Here is a 22,667-nt window from a genome sequence, read left to right on the forward strand (position 1 = left end):
GCGTTGTCAGTGCGTTTTATGCCAGGTGAAACTGCTCCACCGTCTGCGCCAGCTGCTGCGCCTGATCCTCCAGTGAACTGGCGGCGGCGGACATCTGCTGCACCAGCGCGGCGTTCTGCTGGGTGGTGCCATCCATCTCGTTGACGGCAATCGTGACCTGACTGATGCCACGCGCCTGCTCGTCAGAGGCGGTGACAATCTCACCGATAATCCCCTGCACCGAGTTCACCGCCTGCATCATCTCCTGCATGGTCTTACCGGCATCGTTCACCAGCCGGACGCCGCTTTCGACCCGCACGCTTGACTCTTCGATCAGCGCGCCAATCTCTTTCACAGCGTTGGCACTGCGCTGGGCCAGATTACGCACCTCACTGGCGACCACGGCGAAGCCGCGTCCCTGTTCACCAGCACGCGCCGCTTCCACTGCTGCATTCAGCGCCAGAATATTGGTCTGGAAAGCGATGCTGTTGATCATCGTGGTGATATCGCCAATTTTTTTCGAGCTGTCATCGATCTGCGCCATGGTCTGCACGACCTCACCGACCAGCGTGGCACCGCGGCTGGCGATGTGCGTGGCGTTTTCGGTCAGGCTGGTCGCCTGCTGTGCGTTGTCGGCGTTCAGACGAATCGTGGCGCTAATCTGCTCCATGCTGGCGGCGGTCTGCTCCAGCGCAGCAGCCTGCTCCTCGGTGCGCGACGCCAGGTTGAGGTTGCCGCTGGCAATTTCCCCCGCTCCCTGACGCACCGATTCACTGGCATCTTTAATCTGTCCGACAATCTGTCGCAGCTGGGTCTGCATGGTCTCAAGGGCAAAGAACAGGCTGCTGCGATCACCCTTCTGCACGGCAATCGCGTTATCCAGTTTGCCATCGGCTACCGCCAGCGCGATCTGAGCCGCTTCAATCGGCTCGCCGCCAATCGGACGCAGCACCTTACGGCTGAACAGCATACCCAGCACCGTACCGACCAGCAGAATGCTCACCACCATCAGGATCACTGCCCACATCAGCTGGCGGTTGGCGGCGGCCATCACCTGGCTGACCGGCGCGACCACACCCAGATACCAGGGCTTATCGCTGTTGCCGATCACGACCGGCTGCCAGGTGACCAGTGCCTCTTCACCCAGTACCCCATCAAAATGCTGCACCACCTTCGAGGTAAAGTTATCGGTTTGTCCTTTCCAGGGTTTTCCGGCCTCCTCTTTAACCGGCGATGAGACCACATTGCCGCCATTGGAGAGCAGCAGCGCATAGCCGGTGCCCTGCCAGGGTTTAATCTGGTTCACTTTCTTTTGCAGCGAGGCCAGCGAAATATCTGACGTGACGACCGCTTTCAGCGTGCCCTGATCCATAATCACCGCAGCAACCGAAGTGAGTAATGTCGGCACGCCGTTATAGGCGTAGCTATAGGGTTCGGTAAGCGTATCTTTTTGAGACTTTTGCGGGATGAGATAGTAGTCGCCCTGTCCCGGCGTGAGGTAAGAAAGCAGAGGATGCATGGCGTAATGGCCTGAGGCATCACGGTCAACAAACCAGGCATAGCGGCCCTGTGGCGCCTGACCCTGCTGGGTGGCGAACTCCGCATCGCGGCCATCGAACGCATTCTGTTCGAATATCACTGACATCGACAGATACTCCGGATTGGCGCGTAGCGCATATTCCATCACTTTGTCCGCTGCCTTGCGATCGGTAATGCCTGCATGCGGTAAAGCGATCAGACTTTGTCCAAGATGACTGGCCACATCGCGCGCATGTGTCAGCTCCTGCTGCACCTGCAGACCCCGGCTCTGGGCAATCTGCTGCAGATACTTCTCTGCCAGCGCTTTCTGCTCTTTACCGGACTGCCAGCTGAGGACACCGATGGTGACGGTAAAGCCCAGCGTGATGGTTAAACCGCCCATGAGCAGCATCTGCGCACGGGTACTCATTTTTTTCTTTTTTAGTAACGAACTGGACATAATTTTTTCCCCTGGAAATGATCCTGCTCTTTACCTCCTTGTGGTTATAGTGCTCCTGAGATCATCTATCGGCGGCGTTTTTTTGAACTTTACCCTGCGCTCAGCCTGCGGCACGCAGAACGCCGCCTGATTATTTCGGGGAAATTGATCGCTAAGGGATTATGTCGTGAATGATGAACGGGATTTTTTTGATCTGCGACAATACAGCCGCTCTCCACAACTGTCAGTTTATGTAAAACATTGCTGCAGACCCTTATCACTGTGGAGAGAAATCAATGATTGGTAAATTCGGTTTAACAGGTGGGTTAATTATCTGGCTGGCTTATGTTGCCTGGATTGTACATTACTACTCAGACACCTTTATTCAGTTCTCCCGCTAAACAGACAGGGCCTGCGGGCCCTTTTTTCTGTCCTCAGGTTCGCCAGCGTATTCTGTGAGCCGATTATTTGTTATTATCGCCTCATTCTGTGAGCCGAATAAGGTGCGTGATTCGGCTCATTTCCTGACCCTGAGCTGACGATGAACACCCACTGGATCTGGCAACAGGCCGACTGGCCCCACTTTCACTGGCAGGATGCCGTGCTGTTACCGCGCCTGCGCCATCTGCAGCAGCAGCGCGGCCTGCTGCTGGGCCGCGCCAGTCTGCACCCCGACAGCGAAAGCCAGACGCTGGATACCCTGCTCAGTAATATCCTCTCCTCATCGGCCATTGAAGAGGAGCGGGTTAACGTGCAGTCGGTCCGCTCGTCGCTGGCGCGGCGGCTGGGCGTCACGGAAGAGCAGCCCTGGCCGGTCTCTGACCGCTCAGAAGGCCTGGCGGCGATGATGCTGGACGCGATCAACAACCGCAGCCAGCCGCTGACGATGGAGCGGCTGTATCAGTGGCATCACTGGCTGTTTCCGGCAGATGAATGGACGGTGCAGCGTCTGAGCGTCGGGATGTTGCGTGGCAGCGAGCCGATGCAGGTGGTCTCAGGGCGTATCGACCGGCCTACCGTCCATTTTGAAGCCCCGCCGCGTGACGGACTGGAGCCGCAGCTGGCGCAGTTTATTGCGTGGTTTAACCAGAGCCAGCAGGACGTCATGCTCGACCCGTTGCTGCGGGCCGCGATCTGTCATCTCTGGTTTGTGACCCTGCATCCCTTTGATGACGGCAACGGCCGTATCACGCGGGCACTCACCGACCTGGCACTGGCGCAGGCCGACAGTCAGAGTATCCGTCTCTACGCCATGTCTCCCGCCATTCTGGCGCACCGTGCGGACTATTACTGCATTCTGGAACAGACGCAAAAAGGCGACACCGACATCACCCGCTGGCTGGTGTGGTTTCTGGATATCCTTGATGAGAGCCTGCAACAGGCGATGAGCGTGATTGACCGCACGCAGATTAAGGCGCGATTCTGGCTGCGCTATCAGGGAACGGGACTGAGTCAGGAGCAGGTTAAAGTGCTGAACCGGCTGCTGGATGGCGGCGAGCAGGGATTTGAACAGGGGATCAGCGCCAGTCAGTATCAGAAGGTGGCAAAAGTCAGTAAAGCGACTGCAACCCGACATCTGGCGGATCTGGTCGAAAAAGGGTGCCTTTACCGTCTGGAAGGCGGCGGCAGGAGCACCCGCTATCAGGTTAATACCGGCGAGACACCCTGACTCAGCCGGTTTTGCACGGAGGGAAAAGAGATCGCAGGCAGCGCGATGTCGCTTTCCCGCGGCGATCATCCTTTCAGGGATCCTCCACGGGTGGCGATGACCTCTTTATACCAGTAGAAGCTTTTCTTGCGGCTGCGCGCCAGTGAACCCTCACCGTTATCGTCGCGATCGACGTAGATAAATCCGTAGCGTTTAGAGAGTTCGGCTTTCGATGCGCTGACCAGATCGATCGGGCCCCAGCTGGTATAGCCCATGACCTCCACGCCATCTTCAATCGCCTCACGGACCTGCACCAGATGATCGTTGAGGTAGCTGATGCGGTAGTCATCCTGCACGACCCCGGTGGCATCGGGTTTATCTTTCGCGCCAAGCCCATTCTCAACGATAAACAGCGGCTTCTGATAGCGATCCCACAGCAGATTGAGCAGCGTTCGCAAGCCGATCGGATCAATCTGCCAGCCCCATTCAGACGCGGGCAGATGGGGGTTCGGTACCATACTCAGGATATTGCCCCGCAGCTGCTGATTCAGCGCGGCATCGGCGGTGACGCAGCCGGTCATGTAGTAGCTGAAAGAGATGAAATCGACGGTCGATTTCAGCGCTTCACGGTCGGCGTCGGTGATCTCAAGGGCAATATGGTTGTCGCGGAAGAAGCGCAACATGTAGCCCGGATAAGCGCCACGGCACTGAACGTCGCCAAAGAATTGCCATGTCCGGTTCTCCTGCAGGGCTTCCAGAACATCTTCGGGTTTGCAACTCAATGGATAGACCAGCCCACCCAGCAGCATGTTGCCGATTTGGGCGTCAGGGATAATCTCATGGCAGGCTTTTACCGCCAGCGCGCTGGCGACCAGCTGATGGTGAATCGCCTGATACACCTCCCCTTTGCTGGCGGTTTCCGGCAGGCCCACCCCGGTCAGAGGAGCATGCAGCGACATGTTAATCTCATTAAAGGTCAGCCAGAGTCTGACTTTATGCCGGTAACGGGTAAAGACGGTGCGGGCGTAGTGACTGAAGAAATCAATCACCCGCCGATTGCCCCAGCCCCCATACTGCGTCACCAGTCCCCAGGGCATCTCATAGTGTGACAGCGTCACAAGCGGCGTGATGTTGTGGGCGGCCAGCTCGTCAAACAGCCGGTCATAAAAAGCCAGACCCGCCTCTTCAGGCTGCTGCTCATCACCCTGCGGAAAGATGCGTGTCCACGCAATTGAGACCCGCAGGCAGCTGAAGCCCATCTCGGCAAACAGGCGGATATCCTCCGGATAGCGGTGGTAAAAATCAATCGCCACATCCTTGAGGCTGTGAGTGCCTGGGCCCCGCTCGCAAACCGGACCAAAAATCCCCTGCGGCTGAAGGTCGGAGGTCGAAAGGCCTTTACCCGCCTCACGCCAGGCCCCTTCCACCTGATTTGCGGCAACGGCGCCGCCCCATAAAAATGAATCCGGGAAAGTTTTCATGCTGTTCTCCTGTTATTGATGGCTGAGGCTGAGTAACGATTGTCCGGCCGTCACGGTGCTGGCTGCGGCCGTGATGACATCAGCGTAGTCATCGCTGTTACTGATAATGATGGGGGTGGTCAGGTCATAGCCGGCATCAAGGATCGCCTGACGATCAAATTCCAGCAGCAGATCGCCCGGTTGAATTTTGTCGCCTGCGCTGACGTGTGCGATAAACGGCTTGCCGTCGAGCTTCACCGTATCGATGCCGACGTGGATCAACAGCTCGACGCCGCTATCACTCAGTAAGCCGATGGCGTGCCGGGTCTGAAACAGCGAGGCGACCTCACCGGCAAATGGCGCGATGACTTTGTTATCAAGCGGAATGATGGCGACACCGCGTCCCAGCAGGCCACTGGCGAACGTGGCGTCCGGCACCTTATCGAGCGCCAGCACGGTGCCAGACAGCGGGGAAAGGATCGCGTTTTCGTCTGAGGAGAGGGGTGTCGCCGCCACAGGGGGGGCGGCTTTGGGCATACCGGCAAGCAGGGTCATGCCGCAGCTCAGAAACAGCGCCAGCACTGTTCCGGCAATCCCGCCCCATAAGGTGGCATCGACCCCGCCGGGCGGGATCATCTGAGCAATCGTGAAGATGTTGGCAAAGCCAAAGGAGTAAACGTGTGTGTGGCTGAAGCCGACAATCGCCCCGCCGATAGCACCCGCCACGCAGCCAAAAATAAAGGGACGACGCAGCGGCAGATTGACGCCATACACAGCCGGTTCGGTAATTCCAAAAATCCCTGCCGTCACGGACGAGCCAGCCAGCACCTTCTGCCGGTCATCACGGCTGCGCAGGAAAATCCCCAGCGCGGCGCCAACCTGACCCATGACGGCGGGCAGCAGCATCGGCAGCATTGAGTCGTGCCCCAGCACCGCCAGGTTATTGATCATGAGAGGCACCAGCCCCCAGTGCAGACCAAAGATCACACAGACCTGCCACAGCGCACCCATGGCGGCGCCAGCCAGCCAGGGGGCCAGCGCATAAATCCACTGGTAGCCGTTGGCCAGCATCATGCTCAGCCAGGTGGCCACGGGGCCAATCACCAGAAAAGTCAGCGGCACGGTAACGCCCAGGCAGATCAGGGGCGTAAAAAAGTTCTTCATGGAGGCAGGAAGCCGCCTGTTGCTCTGCTTTTCCAGCCAGCAGCTCACCCACGCGGCAAGAATCACCGGAATGACCGACGCACTGTAGTTGAACCAGGTGACAGGGATACCCAGAAACGCGTCCGCCATTGCGCCGGTCTGCTGGCTGGCATTAAAGGCGGCGATCATGGTCGGATGGGTGAGTGCTCCGCCGATTACCATGGTGATGAAGGGATTGCCACCAAACTTCTTACCGGCGGTAAAACCCAGCACCAGCGGGAAAAAGAAGAACAGCGCATCACTGGCAGCAAACCAGATTTTATAGGTGCCGCTCTCAACGGAAAGCCAGCCGCAGACCACAGCCAGGGCCAGCAGGCCTTTGAGAATGCCCGAAGCGGCCAGAATGCCGATAAAGGGGGTGAAAATACCTGAAATGATGTCGATAAGCCGGCTGAAGAGATTACCGCCACTGTCGTTTTCGTCCGTTGCGACAGGAGCGTCATCGCGTAGTCCCGCTTCAGCGCGAACCGCCTGCCAGACTGCATGCACATGGTTGCCGATGACGACCTGGAACTGACCGCCGCTTTCAACCACCATAATCACACCCGGGTTTTTCTTCAGTGCCTCCGCATCCGCCTTCTGACTCTCTTTCAGTCTGAAACGAAGCCGGGTGGCGCAATGCTCCAGGCTGACGATGTTCGCTTTACCACCCACATGGCTGAGGATCTCCTGCGCCAGTTTCTGATATTCCATCTCTCTTTCCTTACAAGCGATGTCCGCAGACATCCGTTGAGGGAGCCAAAAATAAAAAAACCTGAGAACGACCTCTTTTCAGAGGCCGCGCTCAGGTTTTGCCTGCACTACGCAGTAACAATCCAGGTTCAGGGGGTTAACGCCCCTCTTTTCTCACCCGTTCGATATGAATGGCGAGAAACATCATCTCTTCCGCTGTCAGATCGCGCTGATAGCTTTGCTGCAGATGCTGCGCAATCTTCACCGCGCATTTCCACGCTTTGGGATAGTTCTCTTTGACCGCGGTATGGAGTGACACATCATCGTCATCAACGACGGTTCGTGTCAGCATCCGCTGGGCAAAAAACTTCAGATGGGTGACGAACCGCTGGTAACTCAGCGATGACTCGTCATAGTCCAGCTGCAGCTGATACTTCACCAGTTGCAGAACGTCCTGCATCACCCGCGTCACATCCATCACTTCCGGCATTTCGTTGTTGAGCTGAGCCGTTACCAGATGAAGCGCGATAAATCCGGCTTCATCCTCAGGCAGTTCCACATTCAGACGACGGGCGATGATGGCACGGGCTTCCTGACCCAGCTCAAACTCCCGGGGATAGAGTCGCCTGATATCCCAGAGCAGCACGTTTTTTATCGCCAGCCCCTTCTTCTGCCGCTCGATGGCAAAGAAACAGTGATCCGTTAATGTGATGTAGAGACTCTCCTGCAGTTTCCCTAATCGCTGCGCTGCCAGGTTAATAATGCGGTCACAGGTCGTCATGACCTCAGCAGGGATCTGGTTCAGTAACTCCTCAAGACGGCGCACCAGAAGATCGCTTTGCAGCGCGAATACCTTCTCAATCTGCGCGGTATCAAGACTGTCCCCGACACGCTTCTGAAAAGCCAGTCCGCGTCCCATCACGACCTGCTCACGTCCCTGTTCGTCCTGAACCACCACCACATTGTTATTAAGCACTTTGGCGATTTTCATCCAGACCCCAAAAACAAAAAACCTGACCTCCGGCTGACGCCAGAAATCAGGTTTTGCCTGCCTGAGCAGTAACAATCCACTAGGCGCACTCTACCATTTTTAAGGCGGACCTCAATCTGCCTCGGTGAAAAGCGTGACGGCGATCCTGCTGCACAGGGAAATTTAAAATGTCACCACGGTTTTACGTTCCGTCACCCAGGCATCCTGAGTGCGGGCGATACCCGCCGGGCGATGCCAGTACTGAATGCCGGCTGCAGTTCCAGCCAGCTGAAGGGACGAGCAAGGCAAAAAAAACCTGAGCGCCTCACAGTGGCAGAAACCGTGAGACGCTCAGGTTTTTCCTGTTAACCAGTAATAACCCTTTGCAGATGATGGGGCCACACTATTATCGAACGCGGGCAGTGAAAAGCCGGGGAATTTCTGTTTCAGAAAAAGTGTGAGCGAATTAACAAGCCGCAGATAGTGAGATGCGACGGAACAATAAAAAACCGGAAATAGACATCCTGAATAATGAAAAATAATTTAAACGACTCCTTCCGGATATCAGGCTGGAGAAGATTTATTATTTTCTCATGAAGAGAAGTTGGCTTCCGGATTATTGACAGCCTGTCTGGCTTATGCAACCATCAATTGAAGGCAGAATTATTTTGTAATAAATTTGCCATTTATTATTGTGATAAGGAAATTTCAATGCGTGAACTTACTATAACCGAAGTAAACTCAGTCTCAGGTGGCAACGTTGGTGAAATTATTGTTGGTGGTGTAAAGCTGATTAACGACTTATTCAATACCCCCCTGCTCTCTTTTCCAGGGAGACTATTGGATGCCATCGGCTTAGGAAGCATTCATCACGCCCTTGACTCGATTGGCTTTGCTATATTTACAACGATTGCTTCATTAGGCAGTGCGCTGGGTGGCGATGCCAGTCAGATTAACTACCATTTCAATGAGGAATGGGGTGATTAAAAATAAGCTATCCGGATATGAAGCCACCGTTTAGGTGGCTTCATTCATAGCGACCGAATGATGACTACAGGGTCGCTTTAAAAAGCCTCATGGTTAAAGGTGAAGAGTAGAGGTAGTGAGGGTCATACTTATCGAGCGTCGCTTTTGCAAAACGCCAGTCATACCCATCGGTGATACCCTGAGTTAAGCTATCAGGAATAAGGGTGTCGATAACCGTCTCATTATCCCAGGCATCTTTTTCTGAATATCCCCAGCCTTTGCTCCACTCAACGCGTACCGTTGCATAATCGCCAGAATAGTGATTGAACACCCACTCTTCCAACTCTCTGAAAAACTTCAGTGAGTCAGGAGTACCAGGCATCGTCAGATTATCCAGCCAGATTGCAACATCCCATTCAGGGTGAGCATCAACAGGCCGGGCTGCGGAGAGTGCAGGAGGAACAGCACCAGCAATATCGGTATCAGCTGGATTATCTAAACCGGTCACACGAATTTCAATCGGACCATTCATGGGATAAGCGTTAGATTTTTTGTAGATATCCACCATGCTCTCATATTTCGCCTTAAATTCACTGAGTACCTTTTGAATGTTCTCTCTGCGGGTGAAGATGACATAGCCGTTAGCCGTCACCCGAAGCGTGTCTGGCTTGATATACATCAAGACATCTTTGCTCCACCCCCACAGGTCGCTACTGATTGTCGCACCAAGTCCGATATTGACCAGATTGAACATCAGGTTTCCTAATGAAGGTGTGAGTTCCGGAAAGCCATTGTGAATCTTCCTGACCAAATCGGAAACCTGAACAGGAATATTATCCGAAAAAGGATAGTTAAAGGGAGAATGGACGGGTCTGGATATCCTGTTGTAGGCTGGAGACTCTGTCCAGATTTTTAACCATGGTGTGGTAGTAAACGGAAACCAGATGATCTCAGCACGACCGCATTTATCCAGAAAGGAGGTATAGGTTCTGATACCTTCACCCTCCTGACCAAATAATTCGACGGCGGGAACATTGACAAAGCTTTGGCAGCGTAAACGCTTGTTGCGCGGTACCTGAAGTTTAACTTCATAAATAAATGCTCTCCCGACATGAATCATAAAGGCTGATATCTCCGGGTTGGTTCTTTCGAACGTTTTCAACACGTACTGCTTAAGATTGTCATCCCATACAATGGCTTTGAGTTCGACAATGTTATTGCTGACGGTTCCCCAGCTCCCCCCTGCGGGGCGTTCTTCATTGACAGAGGGGATGCCGGTTCCATGTCCTCCTATTGCGAGAACACCGCCAAGCGTCAGATCGCCTGGTGCAGGCATGCTATAAAAGCCCAATTTCTTTTTCTCAAGCAGAGTAACAAGAGCTTCCATCTGAATGCCGGTCTGAGCCGTGACATAGCCGTAATCACCATGTTTAACTATCGTTGCAGCATTAAGATGTTTCGTCATGTCAACCAGGACAACATCACTGTTGTCAGCATTATTATCAATAGTCAATCTTGACCAGTTATGCTGAATACCTACCGGGCGAACTTTGAATTTATTATCAACAGCCCAGTTAATGACATCGAGTAATTCAGCACTGGTTTTAGGTGAACATGAGAGAATGTTTTTTCCGGATGTCTCTTTTGACCAGTTTAAAAAATCAGTGCGGAACGTTTTTAACGGGAATGCAGTTGCAATCTGGTTGCTCATAGAATGTCCTTATTTATACTCTTCAGATTTAACGGTAAACACATCCACCACAGAAAAATGAGACAGACCCACTTATAACAATGGCTTCATACAGGCTCAATCCATAATTAACACATATAATACCTCCAAGGAGTCCCCAGAAAATTGAGATGGTCAGCGCAGATAAAAGTGTTTGTATCGTTGGCGCTGCTCTTCCTGCGTAAGCACTTAACAGATATCTTGTTACGCCCCCGAAAAAGGATATCAGCAAGAAGATCACCAGCCAGATTGTTTCAGGTTCATTTCTCATATATCTCCCCTGACATGTTAACGCCTCCTGTCGTACCTGGAGTGGATATAGTGATAATGAAGATCAGCGCAATGCTCAAATAAAAAATAGAGTGCGGCGTTTAAATTTTCTGAACCAGGTGATTTTCTTTTGTAAAAAGAAGTAGATCTTTTCATTACAGGTGATAAAAACGAGGTTTTTGGGTATAAAAAACTGAACGCCTTTGCTTTTTGAGTAAGTCAGATTCAAAAGGGGATCTATAATCTGAACTTTTTTTCTCAACAGATAGAAAAGCTGAGAAATATTATTAGCAGAGATGGATTTATATCTTGATTCCCATACCTGTAAAATTAAATCGGCAACATCAATCTCCTTTGCCTTCCTGCTTTTGATCATAAAAATAAAAAGTGTGAATTCGTTCCTGCTCAGGGAAATTACCTTTCCTTTACAAAACAGGCTTCTGGTTTTTTTATTCACAAGTATAATCAAAATCGAACCTCCTCTCCGTTTTTATGATTTCTATACATGACAGGCGGTAGATGTTAATTAAAAAAAAGTCCAATATGATAATTTTTTTGGAAAGCGCGTTTTTAACGTACAGGTTCATAAAAAAATTAAAAAATTCAGTAGCATCTTCCTGTTCAATGACTGGGGGGATTTCCGGAAGGGTTTTCACATTTTCTTTCCCGACTTAAGCAGGAATTACCCTGTTTCAGGATGCCTTATTTACTGCCAGGAGAGATTGATAGAGGCGGAACAGGTATGCTGACCCTGTCTGAGCACTAATGTCATCACTGATGGGGCGGGGAGAGTGCGGGCAAAGAATTTTGATGAGCTTATATTTTTCAGAAAAGAATTTTAATGTGCATTACCCCCCGCCTGTTCTGTCAGAATCAGAGCGCTCAGGAATAACGATGAACGATGGGGCTCATTTAATGAGCTAATACGGATGAGACGGGAAGAGAATCTTAAGTCAGAAACAGCAACGCCGGAAGGTTCGCTTCCGGCGTTATAGAGAAGATTAGGCCGCTTTTACTGCGCGCACTTTCTTCGCCGCAGGCTCATCAGCCTGGTTGTCAGCATCGTCTGAGCGGGAAGCATGGGTCGTCGCCTCCGGCAGTTTGCTGGTGCGAAGGATATGCTGTACCGACTCTTTCTGCTCAGCAATCAGCAGGCCCAGCGTTTCCGCCTGTGCTTCGTCCATCGCGGGCTGATGCTGTAACAGCCAGTCGGTGAAGGCTTCGGCCATATCGAGCATTTTGTCGTAGGCATCGGCCTCTTTCTTATTGGCAAACGTCATCTTCTCTTCACCCTTTCTGACTACTACAAATTTTGTTTCAACAGCCATCTTTTCGCCCTCAGGTACTGTGTATACATACAGTATATCATGCTCAGTTTGCTTTGCCAGCAGAGAATGGAGTTTATCGGAGATGTGCGATTGAACCTTATCAGCGCGCAGGCTTTTCTTCGATCAGGACGCTAATCCGATGATGGGTTCAGATTCCCCTGTCTGACGCAGCTTCAGGAGAGAGCGGAAAGATTCTTTCAGGAGGGTGGCAGTAAAAACGCTGGAAAGTGTATGGAAAGCGTAAAACAGCAGGTACAATCCGCAAAAAATAAAATTGATGATGATGGCAAAAGGATTAGTTCGCCAATGATTTACGATTGTTTCCTGTACTATGATGAAGATATGCTTCTTGAGCTGCGTTTAAATACACTTTATGAGCATGTTGACCGCTTTGTCATCGTTGAATCTCTCTATACTTTCACGGGCAAGCGACGAGAAAAACTTAATTTCAATATTGACCGGTTCGCCGCGTTTCGCGAAAAGATCATCTATGTGATAAATGATTCCGTTCCCACGATTTATCAACATGAATTCCTGTCCGGCAGTTCTGTGGTGAAAGCCGGGGAATCCGATCCGTGGGAAAATGAAACCATTGCGCGTAACAGCATTATGCATGGTCTGCGCCATGCTCAGGACGACGATATCATCATCATTTCCGACGTTGATGAAATTCCTCACCCTGCTGCCCTCACGCAGTTCAGTCGCCGTCATCTGTGCACGACGCTGTATCAGAACTTTTTTAACTATAAATTTAATGTTCAGGTACTCAACGATGATGGCTCGGCGCGCTTATGTCGCCTGCCGAAAATGACGACGATGAAAAACCTTAAGGGCTTTTTTCAGGGACAGCCAGAGTTGTTACGCAACGTGAAGCGTAAAGGCACCCCAATACGGGATAGCTGGTGGCGCTGGAGACTTCTTAAGATGCGCACCCGGATTGTCATGAACGCGGGCTGGCATTTTTCCTGGGTAATGACCGATGCACGCATCAGCGAGAAGATGGAGACAATTTCCCATACAGAAAATAATCTTCCCGAGTTCAATAATCCGGATCACATCCGGCGCTGTGTTGATAAAAATATAGATATCTGGAACCGGCCAAGGAAGATGGTCATCCGGCCTATTGATTATGAATATATGCCGGCCTGGCTGGTAGATAATCAGGAAAAATTCGAAGAGTTTATAAAACGATAAGACTTTTAACCTGACAGCCCGCTCTGAGCGGGCTGTTTTATCTCAACAATCGGGCATCGATTGATTTAAAGCAGCCTTCCCCTGAGCAGGGGATTACGGCGATACGGGCATTACACCAGCAACTCTTCCAGGAACTGTGCCAGCGCTTTACGCGGATCATCCTCTTCCGAGACGATCACCTCGATCCCCCACTGCCCCAGCACCTCTTTGGCCACCGGGTTGTTGCGGTTGGTAAACAGGTACGATTTTGGCCGGGCCGTTGCCAGCCCGGTGCGGCCCCACATTTTCGTCAGACGGTAAAAGAGCAGGCGAATGTTGAAGTCACTGATGCTGTAGCCGACAAACAGCACCGAATTGCCCATCACGTCGTGGGTGAGTTTGATGTCGAGCGGCGAGTCGAAATAGAGACGTTCAAAATAGCTGCTTTCATCCAGCACGATGGAGGTATCGTCGTCGAAATCGCCGTGAAGTTTGATGATATGTCGCTTCTCTTCGGTCAGCGACACCAGATCGGCAGCGTTCGCCACTTTATAATAGGGAACCCCGTGCGCGTCGTGCGCCGCTTCCAGCCAGCGATCGTAGTTAGTGGTGTAGATACGCGAGAAATTACCCTGCGTAATCATGGTATGAATTTCAGAAGAGCGGACATCAATATCGGGCCGGTGCCACTCGCGATCCATCCAGCTGCGCAGCGGACCCAGCGAGCCTTTTTTCTGTTTGTAATACTCCGCCAGCGACAGGTGCGTGCCGTAAGTATTAAAGATTTTTGGATCGTAGCCCAGTTCATGCGCGAGGTGAGCAATCAGCTCATGCCACTCCGGCAGGCCGAAATTGCGTGAGATACCGGCACCGGCAAACAGGATCAGTTTGCCGGAATCATAGGCGCGTTTGAGTTCAGGTTTCATGCCACTCCCCGGGCGGTTTTCAAAAAGGTGGCGAAGCGATCCAGCGCAATGCGCCGCATGGAGATCTCATTCTTGAGTTCACCCATTTCGGCGAAGGTCTGCTCATAGCCTTCCGGAATAAAGACGCAGTCCCACTGAAAGCCGCGCGTGCCGGCGGGTTTTGCCGCGATGGTGCCGCGCAGCTCGCCTGAAAACTGATACATCTTGCGGCCGTCACAGTAACCCAGCACCGTTTTGGCCGTGACGGCCTGGCTGTCGAGTCCCTGCACCAGCGCCGTAAAGCGCTCAGCGTCGAGGCGATTCCAGAAGATGCGGGTCAGACCCGCGGGTAACCCATTCAGGCCATCCAGATAGAGGCCGGTGTGCTCAACAAACAGCGGCCGTCCGATTAGCGCGAAAGCTTTGGTCAGCTTGTCACGCACCAGGTCAAGCTCGTTTTCTGTCTGTATTTCTTCGATGCGACGGGCGATAGGCAGCACTTCGACCCCGACAGGTTCGAGTATCTTGCGCACCTCCGCCAGCTTTTGCTCATTGGCAGAAAGGAATCTGATTTTCATGGGCTTCCAGGGCTGTAACTCCGCCACACAACAGAATTTTTTATGAGTTTGAGGGGGCAGGATAAAACAGTCACGCCGGAGAGTGTAGTGCAATTATCGGGTTATCAGCATGCCGTGCACCAGACCGGTTAGCGCAGTGCAACCGGTCTGGCGGTGTCAGTAAACGATACCCGGCGGGTTTATCAGGGAGTGGTCGACGGCCTCATCCTGTTCACCCCAGCGGGCCAGCACCTGCTGATACTGGCCGCCCGCGATGGTGCCATCCAGCGCAGTCTGCAGTGCCGGGGCCAGGCCATTGCCCTTTTTGGTGGTGACGGCGACCCAGGCACGGAACGGCCCGTTGCCCACCAGTCGGGTCTGGCCGCGCGACGCGGCTTTCCAGGCGGCCATGGAGTGCGGGCCAAACAGGGCGTCGGCCCGTCCCGACAGCAGCGTCAGCGTCGCAGAGGCATCATCGGTCAGGTAGATCGGCGTCACGGCAGGCAGGCCTTTCGCCCGGTTCTGTGCATCCCAGCTCAGCAGGATCCGCTCCTGATTGGTGCCCGACGACACGATAATGCGCTTCCCGGCAATGTCAGCAGGGGCACTGATCTGTCTGATCGAACTCTCCTTTTTCACCGCGAAAGCGTGGTTGTCAGCACGATAGGTGGCAAAGTCGAACTTCTTCTTACGCTCTTCGGTGACGGCGATATTAAACATCGCCACATCATAGCGTCCGGCGCTGATCCCCAGCGGCCAGTCCTCCCATGAGGCCGGCACCAGCTTCAGCTTTAACCCCAGACTGTCAGCCAGCAGCCTGGCGATTTCGGGATCGCTGCCGATGCGGGTCACGTTGTCAGAGGCCAGCAGCGCCAGCGGCGGCGAGTTTGTGGCTGAGGTCGCCACGGTCAGGGTGCCCGGCTCGATAAAGTGATAGTTCGCCGGAATTTTAGCGATCGCCAGCGGATTAGCCGGAGCATGGATGGGCGTTTCGTTGCGGCGGATGTCGGGCTTTTCCGGGGCGGCCATGGAGAGCGCCGGGATCAGCCCCGCGAATGCCAGCGCCAGAGGCGTCAGGCGCCTCATAAGACGCGCGCCAGGAAGCGACGGGTGCGCTCGTGACGCGGATTGCTGAGCACCTGCTGGGTCGTGCCCTGCTCCACAATCCGGCCATCCACCATAAAGACCACATGGTCAGCCACTTCGCGGGCAAACCCAATCTCGTGCGTCACAATGACCAGCGTGGTGCCGGAGCGCGCCAGCTTCTTGATCACATCGAGCACTTCGCCGACCAGTTCCGGGTCCAGCGCCGAGGTGGGTTCATCGAACAGCATCACCCTGGGATTGAGCATCAGCGCCCGCGCGATAGCGATGCGCTGCTGCTGCCCGCCTGACAGGTGGCGCGGCCAGGCATCGGCTTTGTGGCGCAGGCCGACAATGTCCAGCAGTTCACCGGCCCGCTGAATCGCCGCCTGCCGGGAGAGCTGGCGATGCGCAATCGGTGCTTCAATCAGGTTATCCAGCACGCTCAGGTGCGGGAACAGGTTAAAGTTCTGGAAGACGTAGCCGACGTTAATGCGCTGCCGCAGAATCGCCTGCTCCTTCAGCTCATAGAGCTTGTTGCCGCGCTGCTGATAGCCGATATAGTCGCCATCAATCTGAATAAAGCCTTCATCGACCCGCTCCAGATGATTGATGGTGCGCAGCAGGGTGGATTTACCGGAGCCGGAGGGGCCGAGGATCACCGTGACCGAGCCAGGCGGCAGGGAGAGCGAGACATTATCCAGCGCTTTATGTTTGCCAAAACGTTTACTGACGCCGGTGATGCTGATGGCCCCGCTGGTGTGAGAAAGGCGATAATCAATGGCTTCGGACATGGCTGATCTCCTCGGTCGGTTGAAGTGGCGAGACGCGGTTGCGCCATTGACGCCAGCGAGAGGGTTGCGGTTCACGCGTTACGCTGCGGGCCATCCAGCGTTCTGCGTTGTACTGAATGACGGAGAGCACGGTGGTGATAATCAGATACCACGCGGCACCCACCATCAGCAGCGGGATGACCTCCTGATTGCGGTTATAGATCATCTGAATGGTGTAAAAGAGCTCCGGCATGGCCAGCACATAAACCATCGCCGTGCCTTTCGCCAGGCTGATGATCTCATTGAACGTGGTCGGAATAATGGTGCGCAGCGCCTGCGGCAGAATGATGCGGAAGGTGCGGCGCGTGGCAGAGAGGCCGAGCGCAGAAGCCGCCTCCACCTGCCCCTGATCGACACCGAGAATGCCGCCGCGAATGATCTCCGCGCTGTAGGCCGCCTGCACCAGTGTCAGGCCGATGACCGCGGCCGGAAACTGTCCCAGCACATTGATGGTCTGAAACGCGCCCCACGACAGGCCGGTAAACGGAATCCCTATCGAGAGCGTTTCATAGAGATAGGCGAAGTTATAAAGAATAATCAGCACGACGATCAGCGGCAGTGAACGAAACAGCCAGATGTAGCCCCATGCCAGCGTGCTCAGCAGCCAGGAGGAGGAGAGGCGCGCCAGAGCCAGCAGACCGCCAGCCAGCAGGCTGAAGATCGTCCCCAGCAGGGTGAGCAGCAGCGTCTGTCCCAGACCGTGCAGGATCACCGGATCAAAGAACCAGCGTGCAAACACCCCCCACTCCCAGCGCGGATTAAAGGCCACCGACTGCACGACGCCTGCCAGAATAAACAGCGCAACGATCGCGCCAGCGATGCGTGCCGGATAACGGGCCGGCACCACCTGTAACTGTTGATGCTGAGGTTTACTCATCGTCGATCCTTAACTCGCTTCCGCGACGTTATACACGCCAATCACTTTAATGAAACGCAGTCGCCCGTCATGGGGCGGCTGACCGTAACGCTCCAGATCGCCGCTGAGATCGAACTGAGGCTGATATCCGTGACCGGTGTAGAGCCGGACGGCCTCAGGCTGACGGAAGCCGGTGGTGAGAAAGAGCCGCTGATAGCCCGCCTGCAGGGCCCGACGCTCCAGCTCCTGCAGGACCACCAATGCCAGACCCTGACGGCGCAGATCGCTGCGGGTCCAGATGCGCTTAAGCTCGGCGGTCTGCAGGTCATAAGGTTTGTAGGCGCCCATCGCGATGATCTCGTCGTCGCGCTCCAGCACAATAAACAGCCCCTGCGGCGGCAGATACCACTCTGTCAGCTCCTGCTCCTTAAGCCGGGCAAAGTAGTCGCCGTAGCGAGCGGCATATTCACCGAACAGGCCGCCCAGGATCGGTTGCAGCTCTGGCGCCTCGGGCGACACCTCGCGAAACGTTAATTCACTCATTTCAGCTCCTTAATCGCCCAGTCCGGCGGGATTAACTTCGGAATGACCAATCTGCTCAACGCCTTCGCCCCAGCGGTTAAGCACCTTCTGATAGTCGCCATTGCCGATCACGCCATTCAGCGCCGTGCTAATCGGTTCGGCCAGACCGCTGCCTTTTTTCACCGTCACCGCAATGTGAGCCGCTTTTGGCCAGCCCCCATCCACACTCCCCACCAGCCGGGTTTTCCCGGTCAGAGCCGCCTTCCAGGCCCCGATCACATTCGGCCCGAAATAGGCGTCTGCCCGACCCGACTGGAGCGCCAGCGTCTGCGCGGCATCATCTTTGGCATAGATCGGCGTAAAGGGTTTCAGGCCCTTAGCCTGATTCTCTTTATCCCACGCCAGCAGGATCGCCTCCTGATTGGTGCCGGATCCCACGATGATCCGCAGTCCGGCAATCTCCGCCGCTTTGGTCAGCGACTGAATCGGGCTGCCGGTCCGGACATAAAAGCCCAGCGAGTCTTTGCGATAGGTCGCGAAGTCGAACTTCTCTTTGCGTGGCTTCGTCACGGTGATGTTCGAGATTGCCGCGTCATACTTGCCCGAGGCGACGCCGAGCGGCCAGTCCTCCCAGGAGGTCGGGACAACATTCAGCTTCAGTCCCAGGCTGTCGGCGACCAGCCGGGCGATATCCACCTCGCTGCCGAGCAGGGTTTTGTTGTCGTCAGAAAAGACAGTAAGCGGCGGAGAGTTAAGCGCGGCCACCGCCACGGTAAATGCGCCCGGCACCACAAAATGGTGACCGGCGGGCAGCTGCGCGATGGCCTCCGCATTTTTCGCGGTGTTGATCGGCGCTTTATTGGCTTCCACGCTGACACGCTGGCCGTTGTAGGAGACGCTGGTGCCCTCTGCCAGAGCGTGGCTGCTGGCGGCCAGCATAAGCAGAGCGATGAGACGTAAGGGTTTTTGCATGATCCGGACTCTTATTGTGAGGTGAACTGATTAACGGGGGATTTCAGGGCGAAGCTGTCGCGCAGGGTGGTGCCCGGATAGTCACGGCGCGTCAGGCCGCGTGCCTGCAGAATCGGCACCACCCGATCGACAAAGCGTTCAAAGGTGTCAGGCGTGCCGCCATTGATGATGAAGCCGTCAGTGGCGTGGGTTTCAAACCAGAGCTGCAGGCCATCCGCCACCTCTTCAGGCGTGCCGTGAAACAGGGGGCGCGGGGTGGCCGCTTCCAGTGCCGCCTGACGCAGGGTGTGACCCTGCTCTTTCGCTTTGCGTTTGATCTCGTCGGTGGTGCTGCGGAAGCTGTTCTGTCCGATGTCGCCGATATCGGGGAACGGCTGATCCAGCGGGTACTGCGAAAAGTCGTGATGGTCAAAGAAGCGTCCAAGGTAGTTCAGCGCATCAGTCACCGAAACCAGCGCCGCAGTGGTCTGGTACTGCTGTTCGACGTCATCAGCGTTATCGCCCACAATCACGCTGACACCCTGAAAGATGTGCAGATCGTCCGGCTGACGGCCATTGGCCACCAGTTGCTGCTTCACATCCTGATAGAAGGCCTGCGCCTCTTCGCGCGTTGGCTGATGAGTGAAGATGGCGTCGGCATGGCGCGCCGCCAGCTTTTTGCCGTCTGCGGATGCGCCCGCCTGGAAAATAATCGGACGCCCCTGCGGCGTACGGCCGATATTCAGCGGTCCCTGCACCTGGAAGAAGTCACCGTGATGATCCAGGGTGTGCAGCTTCGCCGGATCGAAAAACTGCCCGCTCGCCTTGTCCCGCACAAACGCATCCTGCTCCCACGAATCCCACAGCCCTTTCACCACCTGCAGATACTCATCGGCAATGCGGTAGCGCAGTGCATGTTCCGGATGCTGCTGGCGGGAGAAGTTTTTTGCCGATCCTTCCAGCGGGGACGTCACCACGTTCCAGCCTGCGCGCCCGCCGCTGAGATGGTCGAGGCTGGCGAACTGACGCGCCACGGTGAACGGTTCGCTGTAGGAGGTGGAGACGGTGCCGACCAGCCCCAGATGCTCCGTGACACCGGCCAGCGCCGAGAGCAGCGTCAGCGGCTCAAAGCGGTTAAGAAAGTGGGGAATCGATTTCTCATTGATAAACAATCCGTCGGCGACAAACAGAAAATCGAGTTTGCCCTGCTCCGCCTTACGGGCGATTTTTCTGGCGTAATCCAGGCTGATGCTGGCATCGGCCTGGGCCGCCGGATGGCGCCAGGCGGACATGTTGCCTGAGGCGCCATGCAGAATGGTGCCCAGCCGAAGTTGTCTTGTGGTCATGATGTTCTCTCTTTTTTAGTCGTCGCGGTGCCTGACGACGCTGTTCAGCACCGTCGTGCGGTTACGGCAGCAGATAAATGCTATTCAGAGTGGAAGGGATGCCTGACATCGCGCACTGAGATGTTGCAGCGCCTGGCGAGCCAGTTGAGCGAAGTAGCCAGCGGCGGGCGCAATCAGCGCCTCGTCGGGGGTAAAGCTGGCGTGATGCAGGCCAAACTCGCTGGCGCTGCCGATGCTGACAAAGGCGCCGGGCACCTGTTGCAGATAAAAAGCAAAGTCTTCACCCAGCAGATGCAGTTCGGCGGTCTGGACCCGGTAACCCGCCTGGCGGGCCACATCGCTGCAGAATCCTGCCCAGTGGGGATCGTTGATCAGCACCGGCGGGCCAGGCTGCCAGGTCAGGGTCGCCTGCGCGCCATTGGCCGCGGCAAACTGCTCAACCAGGGTACGCACCCGCTGCTCCAGGTCGGCGCGCACCTGCAGGTCGTGCGTACGTGCCGTGCCGCCAAACTCCACCCCGCCCGGCAACACATTCCAGCTTTTGCCGCCGTCGATGCGGGTGATGCTGAGCACCAGGCTGTCGAAGGCGTTAAAACTGCGGCTGGTGAGTCCCTGCAGTGCCTGAATAATCTGGCTGGCCGTCACGATGCTGTCGACGCCCTGCTCCGGGTAGGCGGCATGCGCACCTTTGCCGGTCACGCGGATGATGAATTTGTCGGCATTGGCGTAGAACGCGCCGCTGCGGGTGGCAAACGTACCAAGCGGCAGCGAAGGTTCGTTGTGCATCCCGAAGATAGCCTGCACCTCATCCAGCACGCCCGCCCCGATGAACTGCCGGGCACCACGCGCAATCTCCTCGGCGGGCTGAAACAGGATGCGTACCCGTCCGGGCAGGGTGTCGGCCTGAGCCTGAAGCTGCAGGGCCGCGCCCAGCATCACCGCGCTGTGCAGGTCGTGACCGCAGGCGTGCATCACGCCGGGATGACGGGAGTGAAAACGCACCCCGCTCGCCTCATTGATGGGCAGCGCGTCAATGTCGGCGCGCAGAGCAATCACCGTTTCACCCTGGCCGATTTCAGCGACCACACCGGTTTCCAGCGGGTAATCGCGCAGCCGGATGCCTGCGGCCTGCAGCCAGCCGCGCAGCCGTGCGGTCGTCGCAAACTCCTGTCCGGACAGCTCCGGCCAGGTATGCAGTTCGCGTCGCCATTCAATCAGTTGTGATTCAGGGTACATGATGACTCTCCGCTGGCTGGGGATCAGGCCGCAATCAGATGGTGGGTGGCCAGCAGTTCCAGCGAGCGCTGGCGGGCAACCGGATCGGTAACGGGCGTATCGATGACGAACTCGTCGATAGCAAAGTGATGATGCAGGGCGTCCAGCTGAGCATGAACCTGCGCCGCCGTGCCTTTCAGCAGTGACGGGGTGCGAGGTTCAATCTGATAGTCGCGATAGCCTCCCTGACGCACGAAGCGCTCCGCCTGCTCCAGGCTGGCGACGTTGACACCCGGGCCCCCTTTTACCGCCACATGATAGTGGCGCAGAGAGGCAACCAGCAGGTCAGCTTCAGCGGGCGAGTCAGCCACCACTACCTGAACCGCAACCAGCGCGCGCTGACCGTGACTCAGGCGGGTGTAGGTACTCAGCGCATGCTCAAGCAACGCGCGGTCACCATTCAGATGCGCCGCAAAGACAAACTGCCAGCCCAGCGAGGCAGCCAGCCGCGCGCTCTCTTCGCTGGCCCCCAGCAGAAAACGGCTAGCCGGACGCGCAGGCAGCGGTGTCGCCGCCAGCCCCTCTTCATCCGGTTTCGGCTGATCCGGTTTCAGCCAGCTATCCAGCAGCTGAAGCTGTTCGGCAAAGCTGCCTTTACTGGCGGCATCAACACCCCGCTGCAGCGCCTGGGTGGAGAGCGGTAACCCGCCTGGCGCTTTCCCGACGCCGAGATCGATGCGCCCCGGCGCCAGCGAGGCGAGCAGGTTGAAGTTTTCGGCCACTTTATAGGGGCTGTAGTGCTGCAACATCACGCCGCCCGATCCGACCCGGATATGGCGGGTCTGTGCAATGATCCAGGCGATCAGAAGCTCCGGTGAAGGGCTGGCAAGCTGTGCAGTGTTGTGATGTTCCGCCAGCCAGAAGCGGTGATAGCCCCACGCCTCTGCCCGCTGCGCCAGTTGCAGCGTGCGCTGAAGCGCCGCCGTGGGCGTCTCGCCCTGCAGGATGGGCGCTTTGTCTAACAGACTTAATTGATATGCCATT

At 55.6% G+C, this 22,667-nt stretch carries 20 protein-coding genes; 3 read left to right on the forward strand and 17 right to left on the reverse strand.

Annotated elements, in window-relative coordinates; all coding sequences use genetic code 11:
• Positions 1-16 precede the first annotated feature (16 nt).
• Positions 17-1,957 (reverse strand): methyl-accepting chemotaxis protein, encoded by a 1,941-nt coding sequence (locus F3I47_RS12900; protein ID WP_150041105.1) that lies wholly within the window; start codon positions 1,955-1,957, stop codon positions 17-19.
• Positions 1,958-2,477: 520 nt separating this feature from the next.
• On the opposite strand from F3I47_RS12900, the gene F3I47_RS12905 reads away from it, so the two are divergent.
• Complete coding sequence (locus F3I47_RS12905) at positions 2,478-3,605, forward strand: Fic family protein (protein WP_150029068.1); 1,128 nt, start codon at positions 2,478-2,480, stop codon at positions 3,603-3,605.
• A 65-nt stretch (positions 3,606-3,670) separates the two neighbouring features.
• Here the strand turns inward: F3I47_RS12905 and F3I47_RS12910 are convergent, their stop codons facing one another.
• The 3 genes from F3I47_RS12910 to licT all read right to left on the reverse strand — a co-directional run bounded on the left by F3I47_RS12910 (position 3,671) and on the right by licT (position 7,910).
• Entirely contained in the window at positions 3,671-5,065 is a 1,395-nt protein-coding gene (locus F3I47_RS12910; protein ID WP_150029069.1) for a glycoside hydrolase family 1 protein, read from the reverse strand.
• A gap of 12 nt (positions 5,066-5,077) precedes the next feature.
• Positions 5,078-6,940: a PTS beta-glucoside transporter subunit IIABC gene (gene bglF / locus F3I47_RS12915; protein WP_150029070.1), complete on the reverse strand. Its 1,863-nt coding sequence runs from the start codon at positions 6,938-6,940 to the stop codon at positions 5,078-5,080.
• Positions 6,941-7,076: 136 nt separating this feature from the next.
• Complete coding sequence (gene licT, locus F3I47_RS12920) at positions 7,077-7,910, reverse strand: BglG family transcription antiterminator LicT (protein ID WP_009092953.1); 834 nt, start codon at positions 7,908-7,910, stop codon at positions 7,077-7,079.
• Between the two features lie 690 nt (positions 7,911-8,600).
• Here licT and F3I47_RS12930 point away from each other — a divergent pair.
• On the forward strand, positions 8,601-8,876 hold the full coding sequence (locus F3I47_RS12930; protein ID WP_150029071.1) for a hypothetical protein: 276 nt from the start codon (positions 8,601-8,603) through the stop codon (positions 8,874-8,876).
• A 64-nt stretch (positions 8,877-8,940) separates the two neighbouring features.
• Here F3I47_RS12930 and F3I47_RS12935 read toward each other — a convergent pair whose 3' ends face one another.
• The 3 genes from F3I47_RS12935 to F3I47_RS12945 form a co-directional block, all read right to left on the reverse strand.
• Positions 8,941-10,566 (reverse strand): cholesterol oxidase substrate-binding domain-containing protein, encoded by a 1,626-nt coding sequence (locus F3I47_RS12935; protein ID WP_150029072.1) that lies wholly within the window; start codon positions 10,564-10,566, stop codon positions 8,941-8,943.
• A gap of 28 nt (positions 10,567-10,594) precedes the next feature.
• Positions 10,595-10,855, reverse strand: a complete 261-nt coding sequence (locus tag F3I47_RS22725; protein ID WP_150029073.1) for a phage holin family protein — start codon at positions 10,853-10,855, stop codon at positions 10,595-10,597.
• A gap of 1,000 nt (positions 10,856-11,855) precedes the next feature.
• Positions 11,856-12,182, reverse strand: coding sequence for a YebG family protein (locus tag F3I47_RS12945; protein ID WP_046102677.1), 327 nt, complete (start codon positions 12,180-12,182; stop codon positions 11,856-11,858).
• A gap of 231 nt (positions 12,183-12,413) precedes the next feature.
• Here F3I47_RS12945 and F3I47_RS12950 point away from each other — a divergent pair, with 231 nt between their 5' ends.
• The gene (locus F3I47_RS12950) at positions 12,414-13,376 is read left to right on the forward strand and encodes a benzoate transporter (RefSeq protein ID WP_111208740.1); all 963 of its coding nucleotides are present in this window, start codon (positions 12,414-12,416) and stop codon (positions 13,374-13,376) included.
• 110 nt (positions 13,377-13,486) lie between these two features.
• Here F3I47_RS12950 and F3I47_RS12955 read toward each other — a convergent pair whose 3' ends face one another.
• The 10 genes from F3I47_RS12955 to F3I47_RS13000 form a co-directional block, all read right to left on the reverse strand.
• Positions 13,487-14,281: an SIR2 family protein gene (locus tag F3I47_RS12955; protein WP_009092947.1), complete on the reverse strand. Its 795-nt coding sequence runs from the start codon at positions 14,279-14,281 to the stop codon at positions 13,487-13,489.
• Positions 14,278-14,838: a non-canonical purine NTP pyrophosphatase gene (locus F3I47_RS12960; protein ID WP_009092945.1), complete on the reverse strand. Its 561-nt coding sequence runs from the start codon at positions 14,836-14,838 to the stop codon at positions 14,278-14,280. Before F3I47_RS12960 ends, F3I47_RS12955 begins: the two co-directional genes overlap by 4 nt.
• A gap of 156 nt (positions 14,839-14,994) precedes the next feature.
• Positions 14,995-15,846 (reverse strand): ABC transporter substrate-binding protein, encoded by an 852-nt coding sequence (locus F3I47_RS12965; RefSeq protein ID WP_370462008.1) that lies wholly within the window; start codon positions 15,844-15,846, stop codon positions 14,995-14,997.
• A gap of 53 nt (positions 15,847-15,899) precedes the next feature.
• Positions 15,900-16,694 (reverse strand): amino acid ABC transporter ATP-binding protein, encoded by a 795-nt coding sequence (locus F3I47_RS12970; RefSeq protein WP_009092943.1) that lies wholly within the window; start codon positions 16,692-16,694, stop codon positions 15,900-15,902.
• Positions 16,678-17,610 (reverse strand): amino acid ABC transporter permease, encoded by a 933-nt coding sequence (locus tag F3I47_RS12975; protein ID WP_150029075.1) that lies wholly within the window; start codon positions 17,608-17,610, stop codon positions 16,678-16,680. The genes F3I47_RS12970 and F3I47_RS12975 overlap by 17 nt, the downstream gene beginning before the upstream one ends.
• A gap of 9 nt (positions 17,611-17,619) precedes the next feature.
• On the reverse strand, positions 17,620-18,132 hold the full coding sequence (locus tag F3I47_RS12980) for a GNAT family N-acetyltransferase (RefSeq protein WP_150029076.1): 513 nt from the start codon (positions 18,130-18,132) through the stop codon (positions 17,620-17,622).
• A gap of 9 nt (positions 18,133-18,141) precedes the next feature.
• A complete protein-coding gene (locus F3I47_RS12985) occupies positions 18,142-19,083 on the reverse strand; it encodes an ABC transporter substrate-binding protein (protein WP_150029077.1) in 942 nt (313 codons plus the stop codon).
• A gap of 11 nt (positions 19,084-19,094) precedes the next feature.
• A complete protein-coding gene (locus F3I47_RS12990) occupies positions 19,095-20,408 on the reverse strand; it encodes an LLM class flavin-dependent oxidoreductase (protein ID WP_150029078.1) in 1,314 nt (437 codons plus the stop codon).
• Between the two features lie 84 nt (positions 20,409-20,492).
• Complete coding sequence (locus tag F3I47_RS12995) at positions 20,493-21,644, reverse strand: amidohydrolase (RefSeq protein ID WP_150029079.1); 1,152 nt, start codon at positions 21,642-21,644, stop codon at positions 20,493-20,495.
• Between the two features lie 23 nt (positions 21,645-21,667).
• The gene (locus tag F3I47_RS13000) at positions 21,668-22,666 is read right to left on the reverse strand and encodes an MsnO8 family LLM class oxidoreductase (RefSeq protein ID WP_150029080.1); all 999 of its coding nucleotides are present in this window, start codon (positions 22,664-22,666) and stop codon (positions 21,668-21,670) included.
• Between the last annotated feature and the right edge of the window lies 1 nt (position 22,667).

The organism is Pantoea sp. M_10 (genome assembly GCF_008631515.1).
Taxonomy (GTDB): domain Bacteria; phylum Pseudomonadota; class Gammaproteobacteria; order Enterobacterales; family Enterobacteriaceae; genus Pantoea; species Pantoea anthophila.

Bases quoted from the DNA above. Each gene is read 5' to 3' on its own strand.
- F3I47_RS12965 (WP_370462008.1), bottom strand. From the start codon at position 15,846: ATGGCCGCCCCGGAAAAGCCCGACATCCGCCGCAACGAAACGCCCATC.
- F3I47_RS12995 (WP_150029079.1), bottom strand. From the start codon at position 21,644: ATGTACCCTGAATCACAACTGATTGAATGGCGACGCGAACTGCATACC.
- F3I47_RS12960 (WP_009092945.1), bottom strand. From the start codon at position 14,838: ATGAAAATCAGATTCCTTTCTGCCAATGAGCAAAAGCTGGCGGAGGTG.
- F3I47_RS12935 (WP_150029072.1), bottom strand. From the start codon at position 10,566: ATGAGCAACCAGATTGCAACTGCATTCCCGTTAAAAACGTTCCGCACT.
- F3I47_RS12985 (WP_150029077.1), bottom strand. From the start codon at position 19,083: ATGCAAAAACCCTTACGTCTCATCGCTCTGCTTATGCTGGCCGCCAGC.
- F3I47_RS12910 (WP_150029069.1), bottom strand. From the start codon at position 5,065: ATGAAAACTTTCCCGGATTCATTTTTATGGGGCGGCGCCGTTGCCGCA.
- F3I47_RS12930 (WP_150029071.1), top strand. From the start codon at position 8,601: ATGCGTGAACTTACTATAACCGAAGTAAACTCAGTCTCAGGTGGCAAC.
- F3I47_RS12950 (WP_111208740.1), top strand. From the start codon at position 12,414: ATGGAAAGCGTAAAACAGCAGGTACAATCCGCAAAAAATAAAATTGAT.
- F3I47_RS12990 (WP_150029078.1), bottom strand. From the start codon at position 20,408: ATGACCACAAGACAACTTCGGCTGGGCACCATTCTGCATGGCGCCTCA.
- F3I47_RS22725 (WP_150029073.1), bottom strand. From the start codon at position 10,855: ATGAGAAATGAACCTGAAACAATCTGGCTGGTGATCTTCTTGCTGATA.
- bglF (WP_150029070.1), bottom strand. From the start codon at position 6,940: ATGGAATATCAGAAACTGGCGCAGGAGATCCTCAGCCATGTGGGTGGT.
- F3I47_RS12975 (WP_150029075.1), bottom strand. From the start codon at position 17,610: ATGAGTAAACCTCAGCATCAACAGTTACAGGTGGTGCCGGCCCGTTAT.
- F3I47_RS12945 (WP_046102677.1), bottom strand. From the start codon at position 12,182: ATGGCTGTTGAAACAAAATTTGTAGTAGTCAGAAAGGGTGAAGAGAAG.
- F3I47_RS12900 (WP_150041105.1), bottom strand. From the start codon at position 1,957: ATGTCCAGTTCGTTACTAAAAAAGAAAAAAATGAGTACCCGTGCGCAG.
- F3I47_RS12970 (WP_009092943.1), bottom strand. From the start codon at position 16,694: ATGTCCGAAGCCATTGATTATCGCCTTTCTCACACCAGCGGGGCCATC.
- F3I47_RS13000 (WP_150029080.1), bottom strand. From the start codon at position 22,666: ATGGCATATCAATTAAGTCTGTTAGACAAAGCGCCCATCCTGCAGGGC.
- F3I47_RS12905 (WP_150029068.1), top strand. From the start codon at position 2,478: ATGAACACCCACTGGATCTGGCAACAGGCCGACTGGCCCCACTTTCAC.
- licT (WP_009092953.1), bottom strand. From the start codon at position 7,910: ATGAAAATCGCCAAAGTGCTTAATAACAATGTGGTGGTGGTTCAGGAC.
- F3I47_RS12980 (WP_150029076.1), bottom strand. From the start codon at position 18,132: ATGAGTGAATTAACGTTTCGCGAGGTGTCGCCCGAGGCGCCAGAGCTG.
- F3I47_RS12955 (WP_009092947.1), bottom strand. From the start codon at position 14,281: ATGAAACCTGAACTCAAACGCGCCTATGATTCCGGCAAACTGATCCTG.